Origin of the sequence: Actibacterium sp. (assembly GCF_041584535.1) — a bacterium.
In the GTDB taxonomy this organism is placed as follows: Bacteria; Pseudomonadota; Alphaproteobacteria; order Rhodobacterales; family Rhodobacteraceae; genus Actibacterium_D.
Map to the genome: position 1 here is coordinate 1 of NZ_JBFHDW010000051.1, position 11437 is coordinate 11437.

The 11437-nt window shown below is 61.2% G+C and carries 13 protein-coding genes, 1 tRNA gene and 1 pseudogene; 4 read left to right on the forward strand and 11 right to left on the reverse strand.

Going from position 1 to position 11437, the window contains the following annotated elements; translation table 11 throughout:
- Positions 1 to 96 precede the first annotated feature (96 nt).
- The 8 genes from mltG to ABYW26_RS04195 form a co-directional block, all read right to left on the reverse strand.
- Positions 97 to 1251 carry an endolytic transglycosylase MltG gene (gene mltG / locus ABYW26_RS04160; RefSeq protein WP_372603538.1) on the reverse strand — a complete coding sequence of 385 codons (1155 nt, stop codon included), beginning with the start codon at positions 1249 to 1251 and terminating at the stop codon, positions 97 to 99.
- 6 nt (positions 1252 to 1257) lie between these two features.
- Positions 1258 to 2514 (reverse strand): beta-ketoacyl-ACP synthase II, encoded by a 1257-nt coding sequence (gene fabF, locus ABYW26_RS04165; protein WP_372603539.1) that lies wholly within the window; start codon positions 2512 to 2514, stop codon positions 1258 to 1260.
- A gap of 198 nt (positions 2515 to 2712) precedes the next feature.
- A complete protein-coding gene (locus ABYW26_RS04170) occupies positions 2713 to 2946 on the reverse strand; it encodes an acyl carrier protein (protein ID WP_071674857.1) in 234 nt (77 codons plus the stop codon).
- Positions 2947 to 3109: 163 nt separating this feature from the next.
- Entirely contained in the window at positions 3110 to 3847 is a 738-nt protein-coding gene (fabG, locus tag ABYW26_RS04175) for a 3-oxoacyl-[acyl-carrier-protein] reductase (protein WP_372603540.1), read from the reverse strand.
- 14 nt (positions 3848 to 3861) lie between these two features.
- A complete protein-coding gene (gene fabD / locus ABYW26_RS04180; RefSeq protein WP_372603541.1) occupies positions 3862 to 4821 on the reverse strand; it encodes an ACP S-malonyltransferase in 960 nt (319 codons plus the stop codon).
- Between the two features lie 77 nt (positions 4822 to 4898).
- Entirely contained in the window at positions 4899 to 5222 is a 324-nt protein-coding gene (locus tag ABYW26_RS04185; RefSeq protein ID WP_372603542.1) for a hypothetical protein, read from the reverse strand.
- Positions 5223 to 5303: 81 nt separating this feature from the next.
- Positions 5304 to 6212 carry a glycosyltransferase family 92 protein gene (locus ABYW26_RS04190; RefSeq protein ID WP_372603543.1) on the reverse strand — a complete coding sequence of 303 codons (909 nt, stop codon included), beginning with the start codon at positions 6210 to 6212 and terminating at the stop codon, positions 5304 to 5306.
- Positions 6213 to 6353: 141 nt separating this feature from the next.
- Positions 6354 to 7010, reverse strand: a complete 657-nt coding sequence (locus ABYW26_RS04195; protein ID WP_372603544.1) for a hypothetical protein — start codon at positions 7008 to 7010, stop codon at positions 6354 to 6356.
- A gap of 287 nt (positions 7011 to 7297) precedes the next feature.
- Here ABYW26_RS04195 and rpsF point away from each other — a divergent pair, with 287 nt between their 5' ends.
- The 3 genes from rpsF to rplI are packed head-to-tail and all read left to right on the forward strand — an operon-like array spanning position 7298 to position 8552.
- Positions 7298 to 7696, forward strand: a complete 399-nt coding sequence (gene rpsF, locus ABYW26_RS04200) for a 30S ribosomal protein S6 (RefSeq protein WP_372603548.1) — start codon at positions 7298 to 7300, stop codon at positions 7694 to 7696.
- A 28-nt stretch (positions 7697 to 7724) separates the two neighbouring features.
- The gene (rpsR, locus tag ABYW26_RS04205) at positions 7725 to 7952 is read left to right on the forward strand and encodes a 30S ribosomal protein S18 (RefSeq protein WP_005852865.1); all 228 of its coding nucleotides are present in this window, start codon (positions 7725 to 7727) and stop codon (positions 7950 to 7952) included.
- Between the two features lie 12 nt (positions 7953 to 7964).
- Positions 7965 to 8552: a 50S ribosomal protein L9 gene (rplI, locus tag ABYW26_RS04210; protein ID WP_372603545.1), complete on the forward strand. Its 588-nt coding sequence runs from the start codon at positions 7965 to 7967 to the stop codon at positions 8550 to 8552.
- 149 nt (positions 8553 to 8701) lie between these two features.
- On the opposite strand, the gene ABYW26_RS04215 is transcribed toward rplI, so the two are convergent.
- From ABYW26_RS04215 to ABYW26_RS04225, 3 genes are all read right to left on the reverse strand, one after another.
- A complete protein-coding gene (locus ABYW26_RS04215; protein WP_372603546.1) occupies positions 8702 to 9295 on the reverse strand; it encodes a hypothetical protein in 594 nt (197 codons plus the stop codon).
- A 154-nt stretch (positions 9296 to 9449) separates the two neighbouring features.
- Positions 9450 to 10784: a trigger factor gene (tig, locus tag ABYW26_RS04220; RefSeq protein ID WP_372603547.1), complete on the reverse strand. Its 1335-nt coding sequence runs from the start codon at positions 10782 to 10784 to the stop codon at positions 9450 to 9452.
- Between the two features lie 23 nt (positions 10785 to 10807).
- Positions 10808 to 10892 (reverse strand) — tRNA-Leu (locus ABYW26_RS04225).
- A 163-nt stretch (positions 10893 to 11055) separates the two neighbouring features.
- Here ABYW26_RS04225 and ABYW26_RS04230 point away from each other — a divergent pair.
- Positions 11056 to 11437 (forward strand): annotated as a pseudogene (locus tag ABYW26_RS04230) (hypothetical protein); the annotation flags it as partial.

The window sequence follows — 11437 nt, forward strand, 5'->3', positions numbered from 1 at the left end:
GGGGCGCTGCCCCGAACCCCGGAGTATTTGACCCAAGAAAAAAACCGTTTTTTCTTGGTCTAAATACTCATATCCCGGCCCTGTCAGGCCGCGCGCCTATTGTTTGGCGCGCTCGGCCTCGATCTTGCGCCAATCCGCAACGTTGCGATTGTGCTCGGCCAAGGTCTCGGCAAAGGCGTGGCCGCCACTGCCATCGGCGACGAAATAGAGATAGTTCGTCTCGGCCGGGTTCAACGCCGCCTCGATCGAGGCGCGCCCCGGGTTGGCGATCGGGGTCGGCGGCAGGCCATCAATGATATAGGTGTTATAAGGCGTGTCGCGGCGCAGCTCGCTTTGCCGCAGGCCACGGCCAAGCGCGCCCTTGCCGTTGGTGAGGCCGTAAATCACCGTCGGGTCGGTTTGCAACCGGATACCCTTGGTCAGGCGGTTGATGAACACGCTGGCGACCTGCGGACGTTCGCCCGCCACGCCGGTTTCCTTTTCAACGATCGAGGCCAGGATCAGCGCCTCTTCGGGGCTGTTCAGCGGCAGGCCCTCGGCGCGGCCTTGCCAGAGGTCGGCCAGAATTTGCGCCTGCGCCGCTTCCATATCGGCGATCAGCGCGGCCCGATCAGCGCCGCGCGACAGTTCATAGCTGTCAGGGGCAAGGCTGCCCTCAGCTGGCACGCCGTCGATGTCGCCGCTCAGGAATTCGGCCTGCGCCAGTTCCTGCACCACTTGCCAGCTTGTCACCCCTTCGGCCAGCGTCACCCGATAGCGCACATCCGGCGCGGCGGTGATCTGGATATATTGCGCCGGGATTTCATCGGCGCCGGGGTCAAAAGCCAGAACCTCGATATAGCGATTGGTCGTCGGGTCCAGTTCACGCACCTGCAATTCGGCACTTTGGATACCGATGCGGAAATTCACCTCGGTGCCGCAGGTCGAGCGCCCCGAGCGGGTGATCTGATCGACGATCTGTTCCATCGACGCGCTGGCCGGGATCAGGAAACTGCCCGCCTTCAGCTGGTCAGCTTTGCCGCTGTAATCGGCACCTATCCGGAGAATCTGAGCGTTTGAAACCGCGCCTTGTTTGGCCAGCTCGTCCGAGACCCGGCGCATGTTGCTGCCGGTCTCGACCTTCAGACAGATTGCCTCGGCCAGTGGGCCGGGGTTGACGTATTGCCCCTTGCCCCACAGCACCACGCCGCCCAGCAGAACCAGACCGACGATGAACAGCGTCAGGGCATTCGAGGCAATACTGCGCCACATATCAGATCAGACCTTGGCCAGCACAAGTGATGCGTTGGTGCCACCAAAGCCGAACGAGTTGCTGAGCGCGATGTTGATTTCGCGCGGCTGGGCCTCATTGGCGGCAAGGTTGAGTTTCGGTTCGATCGCCGGGTTATCAAGGTTGATCGTCGGCGGCGCGATCTGATCGCGGATCGCCAGCACCGAGAAGATCGCTTCGACCGCGCCAGCGGCCCCCAGCAGGTGACCGATCGACGATTTGGTCGAGGACATCGTCGCCTTGGCGGCGGCATTGCCCATCATGCGCTCGACCGCGCCCAGTTCGATCGTGTCGGCCATGGTCGAGGTCCCATGCGCGTTGATGTAATCGATATCGCCCGGCTCGATCCCGGCGCGTTTCAGCGCCGCGCGCATAGCGCGTTCGCCGCCTTCGCCGGATTCCGACGGGGCGGTGATGTGATAGGCGTCGCCCGACAGGCCATAGCCGATCACCTCGGCATAGATCTTGGCGCCGCGCGCCTTGGCATGTTCGTATTCTTCCAGAACCACAACGCCCGCGCCCTCGCCCATGACAAAGCCGTCACGGTCGGAATCATAAGGACGGCTGGCCTTGGTCGGATCGTCAGCGCGTTTGGTCGACAGCGCCTTGCAGGCGTTGAAACCGGCGATCCCGATTTCCGAGATCGGGCTTTCGGCGCCACCGGCCAGCATCACGTCGGCATCGCCCCACTGGATCAGACGGGCCGCATCGCCGATGGCATGGGCGCCGGTCGAACAGGCGGTGACAACAGCATGGTTCGGCCCTTTAAAGCCATAACGGATCGATACCTGACCCGAGATCAGGTTGATCAGCGCGCCGGGGATAAAGAACGGTGACACCCGCCGCGGACCACGTTCATTCAGCAGAACCGCAGTCTCGGCGATCGAGCTGAGACCGCCGATGCCCGAACCGATCATCACGCCGGTGCGCTCAAGGCTTTCGGTATCGGTGGGCTTCCAGCCCGAATCCTCGACCGCCTGAACCGCAGCTGCCATACCATAAAGAATGAAATCATCGACCTTGCGGCGCTCTTTCGGCTCCATCCAGTCATCGGGATTGAAGGTGCCGTTGCTGCCGTCGCCCATCGGGATTTCGCAGGCATATTTGGTGGTCACCCGCTCGGGATCGAACCGGGTGATGGTTCCCGCCCCCGACTGACCGGCCAACAGCCGTTTCCAAGTTTCCTCGACTCCGCAAGCCAGCGGAGACACCATTCCCAATCCGGTAACGACCACTCGACGCATTTTTGCTCCTCCTGCCTCGGCATTATTCGCAGTCCTGATACCGCGCTTTGGCCAATATGGGCAAGTGGATCGGTTGTCGCCAGACTAAATTACACGCCCAACCAAGAAACGCGCAGGGTGGGAAATCATTGGAGACAGGCACAAAAAAACGGCGCCCACATCGGGGCGCCGTTGGTTCACAGCCCTGAAGGCGTAAACTTAAGAAGCTTCGGTGATGAATTTCACCGCGTCGCCAAAGGTCTGGATGGTTTCGGCGGCGTCATCCGGGATCTCGATGCCGAATTCTTCCTCGAAGGCCATGACCAGCTCGACGGTGTCCAGGCTGTCAGCGCCCAGGTCGTCGATGAAAGAGGCGTTTTCGGTGACCTTGTCTTCTTCCACGCTCAGGTGCTCGACAACGATCTTTTTCACGCGATCTGCGATGTCGCTCATATCAATTCCTCATAGGTCTCTCGGGCGATTGCCCTGTTCAGTCACTTGGCCCCTTGGACCGCTCGTTGCCAGCCAGCGCGCCGCGCGCCAATGGCGAAATCTGCGCCGCTATAGCATAAAGGAACCACGACGCAAACGCTTTCAATGCCCCGAAGGGCAAGGTTTACACCATATCCATGCCGCCATTCACATGCAGTGTTGCGCCGGTGATATACGAGGCCTCTTGGCTGGCCAGATAGGCCACAGCCGCGCCGATCTCTTCCGGGGTGCCCATGCGACCCGCCGGGATCACGCTTAGAATCCGCGATTTCTGCTCGTCGTTCAGCTCATCCGTCATCGCGGTGGCGATAAAGCCGGGGGCGACGCAGTTGACGGTGATGCCACGGCTGGCAACCTCGCCGGCCAGTGATTTCGACATGGCGACCAGACCGGCCTTGGCGGCGGCATAGTTCGCCTGACCGGCATTGCCGGTGCGCCCCACGACCGAGGTAATGTTGATGATCCGGCCCCAACGCGCCTTCATCATGCCGCGGATCGTGGCCTTGGCCAGTTTCATCGGCGCGGTCAGGTTCACGTCCAGAACCGCCTGCCAATCGGCATCCGACATCCGCATGAAGACGTTGTCGCGGGTGATCCCGGCGTTGTTGACCAGAATATCCAGCCCGCCCATCGCGGCAATCGCCTGTTTCGGCAGCTCGGCCAGTTCAGCGTCATCGCCCAGATTGCACAGCAATACATGCGCGCGCGCGCCCAGTTCGGCGGCCAGCGCCTCAAGCGGGGCCACGCGCGTGCCAGACAGGCCCACCGTCGCGCCCTGCGCATACAAGGCCCGCGCAATCGCGCCGCCGATACCACCCGACGCCCCGGTCACCAGCGCGCATTTTCCTGTCAGATCAAACATGTCCTGCCCTCGTTTTAATTATCGGCCGATGCCGCAAGGCTTTCCACCGCGGCCTTGACCTCGTCCGGGGTGCCGACGGCGCGGGTGGTGGCGGTCTTGTCGATCCGGCGGATCATCCCCGACAACGCCTTTCCTGCCCCTATTTCCCAGAATTCCGTCACGCCCTTGCCCGCCATCCAAGCCACGGATTCGCGCCACCGCACTGAACCCGTCACCTGATCGACCAGAAGCGAGCGCACGGTGCTGGGCTGGCTGACGTCATGGGCCAGCACGTTGGCAACCAGCGGCACGGCCGGTTCCTTGATGTCGACCTTTTCCAGCGCCTCGGCCATGACGGCGGCGGCGGGCTCCATCAGCGCGCAATGGAACGGAGCCGAGACCGGCAACATCACCGCCCGTTTCGCCCCGGCCTCGCGCGCCAGTTCGACCGCGTGCTTGATGGCATCGGCATGACCCGAGATTACCACCTGCGCCGGATCGTTGTCATTGGCGGCCTGACAGACCTGCTGCGTGTCCTTGGCGGCCTGCCGGGCGATCTTGTCAGCCGTGGCGAAATCCAGCCCCAGCAGCGCCGCCATGGCGCCAATGCCGACCGGAACCGCTTGCTGCATCGCCAGACCACGGGTGCGCAACAGACGCGCCGCATCGGCGATGCTGAGGGCGCCAGCGGCGGCCAGCGCCGAATATTCGCCAAGGCTGTGACCGGCGACATAAGCGGCGGCCTGAATGCCGACGCCTTCGGCCTCAAGCGCGCGCATCGCCGCCAACGAGGTCGCCATCAGGGCCGGTTGGGCGTTTTGGGTCAGGGTCAGGTCGTCCTGTTCGCCGTCCCAGATCAGGCCGCTCAGGCTTTCGCCCAGGGCCTCGTCCACTTCGTCGAACACGGCTTTCGCCGCCGGATAAGCCTCGGCCAGCGCCTTGCCCATTCCTATCGTCTGTGCCCCTTGGCCCGGAAATACAAAAGCCCGCGTCATGCCGTCCCCTTCGGTTTTTTGATTGCAAACCGTCTAAACGGTGCCGGACAAGTAAACAAGAGAAACGCGGCCTCAGCCTAGTCTTCTTTATGGTCCTCTTCCGAGGATCGCTCGTCAGACTCGTGCGCGTCCTCGCGGCTTTGCCAGTCGCGCCAATTCGGTGCCGCCGCCGCCTCGCTGCCCGAGACCGACGTGGCCGGTTCCGGCGCGGCGCTGACCTGAATGCTGCTCAGCTCGGTGTTCAAAGCCTCGGTCTGGCGGTTGGTGCCGATGGAAACACCAGCGGTGATCGCAATACCCAAGCCAATCACGCCCGTGCATAGAACCACGTAATCCGTGGTGACGGCCCCGTCTTCGGATTGGGCAAAGTCATTGAACCTATTACACAAATTCCGCAGCATCGCTGACCCCGGAAAACCGGGCCGCCCGTCGCGGCCCAAACCGGATGCACGCTACGTTTAATTTTCGTCAAATTTGAGGCGTTATCCGGCCGCACCCTGCGACAAACGCGCCAGATATTCCAGCGCGGTGCGATCCTCGACCTCGGCCGCTTCGATATTGGCGACGTTGCGGCGCACCCGCGCGGCGTGCCGCCCGGTCTCGACCGTCTGGTTCGACCCGCGCGCGATCTTGGCCGCCAGTTCAGATTCCGAACGGGTGTAATAGTGGTTCAACTGCAGGTGGTCGGTCGAATAAAACCCGCGCCCAGTCCGGTCCTTGATCGCAAAGCGTTCGCCCCGGTCATTCCAGGTGACCGCCTGCCCGTCGACCTCGTATCGGTGCACCCGGATCGCCGTGACATGGCAGGGATCAATCACCGTCTTGAAATTCGTCACTCCGCGCGCGCCGCTCATCGGGTCGGCCACGCGGCGGGTGTAATTTTCCAACACCCCGCCCTCGGGCGCCTCGACATGGCCGTTGCGCCCGAAATTGTGCCACGGCAGTGAAATCTGCGGGCATTCGGTCAGATGTTCCAGCGCTGCCGGAATGCTGTCGGCCTTGGTTGGAATCAAGAATTCATCGGCGTCGATACAGGCCATCCAGCGGTATTTCGGCCCGTAATTGCGGATCGCATGGGCATAGGCCAGCACCTGATTGTGAATTTCCCGGCCCGTCAGCGCATCGCGCAGCTTTTGGTCCCATGGGATCACCGTCAGCCGATCCCCCGCTGCCGCGCGCAACTGCTGTTCGGTGTCATCCGTCGAGGCGCCGTGATAAGCATAGATATGCGACACCCCGGCCCGCAGATGAAACCGCGCCCATTCGCCGATATGCCGCCCTTCGTTCACCACGATCAGAACCAGCGCCACCCCCGCCCGGCCCGGCACCGGGTCCGGCGGCGTGATCGCCAGTTTCGAAATCGTCTTGCGTGACAGCAGCGCGCCCAGCATGCGGGATCCTCCGAATTTTCCCCTGTCTAGCCGCGACCACGGATCATGACCAGCACCCGGAATCCGAAACGCCCACTTTCCCCGTGAGGAGAGAGCGGACGTTCCGAGCCTGAGGACTCAGGGACTTGCCGGAATTATGGATCAGGCCTCGGCGAGGACCGGTTCATCGCCGGTCGGCACCAGACGGCGACCGACACGTTCCCAGCCGCGAACCGGGCTGCGCGAAGGTTGAAGTTCGTTGGTCAGGCGCTGGTGCAGGACCCGCATCGTCGACTCGCGGCCCGAAGCCAGAGACAGCACACGCTTGCCCTTGCCCAGCCGCACATGCAGTTGCGCACAGCCGCCGAAGCCTTCGCAACGCTTGATATAGGTGCTGGTAATCTCGCTGAACGGCACTTCGCGCTGGACGCGGAATTTGCCTTTGCGGTTCACTACGCCCTGGCGCAGGCTTTGTTTCTGCACATCGACCTGAATTTCATGGCCCATGCCACGATCCGAGATCCACAGGAACAACAGCGCCGGCATGGCCATGCCAAGGCTGGACATGATCCGGTATCGGGTGCTGTCGGCAACCTGTGTCACGGCATCGACGCTGGGAAACAGCCAATTCATGCAGGCGGCGATCAGACAGGCGATGCCTGCGACGGCACAGACCCGCTCGATAAGGGCGGCGCGATTGCTCCATTGGGTGTCCGAGCTGATGATAAAGCCCCAGTTGGTCTCGCACAGGCTAACCCATGGACCAGAGGTCGGCACTCCCGACACTCCGAAATTGCTGAACTGTGAATGCGCGGTCATGGCGCTCTCTCCTCGGCGTTATTTCCTTAACCTTGTTGGCGAATCGTGGTGAAAATGCGGCAACCTCAGCCCCATTTCGCGGCAAGGTTGTAAAAAGTTAAAATTTGGCGCTTTTTACGCTTTTAGCGCCCGTTGCTGCGGCAGCGAACCCTTGCAACATCGGTCTCGCTATGTATAACGGCGCATCCTTCCGCACTTTATGCGAAACCGGCGCAGTCTCTCGTGAGTGGTCTGCGGAAGGGGTGGCCACTCTATGAAATGCGCCCGTGAACAGAACTGGAGCCCACATGCCGCTTTACGAGCATGTCTTCATTGCGCGTCAGGACCTTTCCAACGCGCAGGCCGAAAGCCTTGTCGAACATTTCTCCACGGTCCTCGCAGATAACGGCGGCAGCGTCGTTTCCAGCGAATACTGGGGCGTCAAGACGATGGCCTACAAGATCAACAAGAACCGTAAAGGCCACTATGCCTTCCTGAAAACCGATGCGCCCTCGGCCGCGGTTCAGGAAATGGAACGCCTGATGCGCCTGCATGACGACGTGATGCGCGTTCTGACCATCAAGGTCGACGAACATGCCGAAGGTCCGTCGGTTCAGATGCAGAAACGTGACGAACGTGGCGACCGTGGTGATCGCGGGGACCGTGGCGACCGCGGTGACCGCGGTGAACGTCGCGAACGTCGTTGATCTTCAGATAAGGAAAGGACTGTAAATCATGGCAGCCAAACCGTTTTTCCGTCGTCGCAAAGTGTGCCCCTTCTCGGGCGACAACGCTCCCGCGATCGACTATAAAGATACCCGCCTTCTGCAGCGCTATATTTCCGAGCGTGGCAAGATCGTGCCCTCGCGCATCACCGCCGTCTCGGCCAAGAAGCAGCGTGAGCTGGCCCGCGCCATCAAACGCGCCCGCTTTCTTGCCCTGCTGCCCTACGCCGTGAAGTAAGGAGCAAGACACATGCAAGTAATCCTTCTGGAACGTGTGGCCAAACTGGGCCAGATGGGCGAAGTCGTCGCTGTTAAAGACGGCTATGCCCGCAACTTCCTGCTGCCGCAAGGCAAAGCCCTGCGCGCCTCGGAGGCCAATATCGCCTCGTTCGAGACCCAAAAGGCACAGCTCGAAGCCCGCAACCTGGAAACCAAGAAAGAGGCCGACGCACTGGCCGTGAAACTTGGTGGCCAGAAATTCATCGTGATTCGTTCGGCCGCTGACGGCGGGGCGCTGTATGGCTCGGTAACCCCGCGCGATGCCGCTGACGCCGCAACCGCTGCCGGTTTCTCGGTGGATCGCAAGCAGATTATGCTGACCGCCCCGATCAAATATCTGGGCCTGCACGACCTGACCGTTCAGCTGCACCCTGAGGTTGAAGTCACCATTCAGGTGAACGTCGCCCGCTCGCAGGAAGAAGCCGAACTGCAAGCCTCGGGCAAATCGATTCAGGAACTGGCCGCCGAAGCCGAGGCCGAAGCCGAATTCGAAATCGCCGAACTGTTCGACGATATCGGGTCCGCTGCTTCGGATGAGGATCGCGACGAAGACGCCTGATCCGAACGACCTGAAAGACAATAGAAGCCGCGCCTTGCAAAAGGCGCGGCTTTTTTGTGCGCGGGGACGGTTCAGATCAGACCCCTGTGCCCGTGGTGCGGGCGGGATTGAGTATTTAAGCCAAGAAAAAGACCACGCGGCGTAAGGGCCTAGCCGTGTTTTTGATGTTCGCAGGTCACATTGGGATTGAACGGCATCAGCGCACCCGCAGGGTTTTCGCGGAACAACCAGACATGCTGATCGAAATGCGGCATGAAGGCATGAGCTTCGTCGGCTTCGGTGGCCGGGTCATCGGCCATGTGATCCCACAGGCGACCGTTGATCATCGGCGGGCCGTCATGGCCGGCTTCTTTCCATGCTTTCTCGAACACCAGATTCTCGACACCGACCAATTCCATCGACCCGTCTTCCTGCGGTTCATAGAGCAGGATCGCCGGGGCCATGAAATCGGTATGGGTGCTCATCCCGTCGACGCGCGGCTCGGCGCCGGTGATCTGCAGCATCATCGGGTTGAGATAGTGTATCCCCATCCCGCCCCATTCCGGCGGCAGGCCCTCTGCCCCGGCCGAGACACAATGCCCTGACGGGTCGGGAATATAGCCGTCGGCCAATGCGGCATTCACGTCCTTGTATTTCTCGACCGCGGCGCGCAGCGCATCGAGATCATAGTCTTCCGCAAGGGCTGGCAGCGGGGCGGCAAGCAGCGCGACCAGACCCAAGCACTTGATATTTTTGCTAAACATATCGGATTCCTCCGTTGGGGGCGGACACCAGAGCAGTCCGGTCCGCACCAACCAAGTATGAATAAATGTCCGAGTCGAAGCAACGGGGTCACAGCAGCCAAAAAGAAAGGCCGCCCAACCGGGCGGCCTTGCAATGTGAACAGGCAGGATCTGCTTATTCTTCGTCCAGTTTTTCCAGAGCTTTCTGCAGATCGTCCTTGCTGACCTCTTTGTTGGTCACTTCGGCAAGTTCGAACAGATAGTCGACCACTTTGTCTTCAAAGATCGGCGCCCGCAGCTGCTGTTGCATCTGCTGGTTTTGCTGAATGAATTCAAAGAACTGACGTTCCTGACCCGGGTATTGGCGGGCTTGGTTCATCACGGCCTGAGTCATTTCGGCGTCGGTGACTTCGACTTCGGCCTTGCGACCGACTTCGGCCAGCAACAGGCCAAGGCGCACACGGCGCGCGGCCAGCTTGTTGTGCTCGTCGGTGACTTCGACTTCGCCGTGGTTGTGGTCATGCACGTCCGGGTTTTCTTCGTGCCACAGCTGATGCGCGATCTGCTTGGCCTCGGCATCCAGAAGCGACGGCGGCAGGTCGAAATCGACCTTGACGTCCAGCGCGTCCAGCAAAGCCCGCTTCATCAGAGCGCGCGACGCGCCGGTGAATTCGGCTTCGAGACGTTCTGCGATCTGCTCTTTCAGCATGTCCAGGTTGTCAGCGCCAAACTGTTTCGCCAGTTCGTCGTTGATATCCGCCGGTTTCGGCGCCTTGACGGCTTTGACGGTGCAATCGAACACCGCGTCTTTTCCGGCCAGATTGGCGGCGCCGTATTCGGTCGGGAAGGTCACGTTGACGGCGACTTCGTCACCGGCTTTGACACCGACCAGTTGCTCTTCGAAACCGGGGATGAACGAGCCCGAGCCCAGCACCAGCGGGTAATCTTCGGCCGAACCACCGTCGAAGGCTTCGCCATCGACCTTGCCGACAAAGTCGATCACAACCTGATCGCCGTCCTTGGCTTTGCTGCCCTTGCGGCGGTCTTCAAAGTTCTGAGCGGTGCCGGCCAGATTTTCCAGGGCTTCCTGAATGTCGGCTTCGGCGGCCTTGACGACCAGACGCTCCAGCGCCACGCCTTTCATATCCACATCCGGGATCTCGGGCAGGGCTTCGTAGGTCATGGTGACGACGACATCGTCGCCCTCTTTCCACTCTTCGCCGCCTTCCATCTTGACGTCGGGCTGCAGAGCCGGACGGTCGCCGGTCTTTTCGAAGTGCTCGCTCATCGCACCGTCGATGGTTTCCTGCATCGCCTCGCCCAGCAGACGCTGGCCGAATTGCTTTTTCAGCAGCGCCATCGGCACTTTGCCTTTGCGAAAGCCCTTGAGTTCGATATCGGGCTGCGCTTCGCTGAGTTTTTCGTTCACCTTCGCGTCCAGTTCGGCCGCAGCAACGATGATCTGATAGCCGCGCTTCAGACCCTCGTTCAGGGTTTCGGTCACCTGCATTTTATCGTCCTTCTTACCATCTTTGGTGCGGGTGGAGGGACTTGAACCCCCACGCCTTGCGGCGCCAGAACCTAAATCTGGTGCGTCTACCAATTTCGCCACACCCGCAAAACCACGAGGCAGCCCAAAAGGCCGCCTCGGAAATCCGCGCCCTTCTAGCAAAGCTGGCGGCAGGATGCGAGAGGAAAAGCGTGAAGAAAACTCTCGCCCGGTCAGCAAATCTGGCCTAGGCTTGGGCAAAACGATAAAACAAAAACGAGCAGGTTCCAACATGACCCACGCGACAGATGGGCGCGCGGTGCGGCAAATGCCGTATCAGCCCGATTCCGTCGCCTCCGGTGTGATCGCCGGGGGCAGTGTTATCTATACGCTCGAAGGGGCGTTTCCGGTCGAATTCCTGTCGCCCGGCGACCGGATTATCACCCGCAACGGTGCGCGGCATTTGCGCCATGTCAGCGTGCGCGTCGAACAGCGCGAAGGCTATCCGCCGACGGCGCGGCTGTTCGCGCTGCATTTCGACGAGGCCGAGGTGGTTCTGGGCGACGGGTTTCAGCTGACGTGCAAACCGTTGCCGGTGCGCAAGATGCGGCTGCACTACCCGATCAGATCGCGCAACACCTGCGGCAACATCTCGGGCAGGTCCTCGGCGATCA

What these genes read in the sequence shown, in the direction of transcription:
- mltG (WP_372603538.1), bottom strand. Translation starts at nt 1,251, where the DNA reads ATGTGGCGCAGTATTGCCTCGAATGCCCTGACGCTGTTCATCGTCGGT.
- fabF (WP_372603539.1), bottom strand. Translation starts at nt 2,514, where the DNA reads ATGCGTCGAGTGGTCGTTACCGGATTGGGAATGGTGTCTCCGCTGGCT.
- ABYW26_RS04170 (WP_071674857.1), bottom strand. Translation starts at nt 2,946, where the DNA reads ATGAGCGACATCGCAGATCGCGTGAAAAAGATCGTTGTCGAGCACCTG.
- fabG (WP_372603540.1), bottom strand. Translation starts at nt 3,847, where the DNA reads ATGTTTGATCTGACAGGAAAATGCGCGCTGGTGACCGGGGCGTCGGGT.
- fabD (WP_372603541.1), bottom strand. Translation starts at nt 4,821, where the DNA reads ATGACGCGGGCTTTTGTATTTCCGGGCCAAGGGGCACAGACGATAGGA.
- ABYW26_RS04185 (WP_372603542.1), bottom strand. Translation starts at nt 5,222, where the DNA reads ATGCTGCGGAATTTGTGTAATAGGTTCAATGACTTTGCCCAATCCGAA.
- ABYW26_RS04190 (WP_372603543.1), bottom strand. Translation starts at nt 6,212, where the DNA reads ATGCTGGGCGCGCTGCTGTCACGCAAGACGATTTCGAAACTGGCGATC.
- ABYW26_RS04195 (WP_372603544.1), bottom strand. Translation starts at nt 7,010, where the DNA reads ATGACCGCGCATTCACAGTTCAGCAATTTCGGAGTGTCGGGAGTGCCG.
- rpsF (WP_372603548.1), top strand. Translation starts at nt 7,298, where the DNA reads ATGCCGCTTTACGAGCATGTCTTCATTGCGCGTCAGGACCTTTCCAAC.
- rpsR (WP_005852865.1), top strand. Translation starts at nt 7,725, where the DNA reads ATGGCAGCCAAACCGTTTTTCCGTCGTCGCAAAGTGTGCCCCTTCTCG.
- rplI (WP_372603545.1), top strand. Translation starts at nt 7,965, where the DNA reads ATGCAAGTAATCCTTCTGGAACGTGTGGCCAAACTGGGCCAGATGGGC.
- ABYW26_RS04215 (WP_372603546.1), bottom strand. Translation starts at nt 9,295, where the DNA reads ATGTTTAGCAAAAATATCAAGTGCTTGGGTCTGGTCGCGCTGCTTGCC.
- tig (WP_372603547.1), bottom strand. Translation starts at nt 10,784, where the DNA reads ATGCAGGTGACCGAAACCCTGAACGAGGGTCTGAAGCGCGGCTATCAG.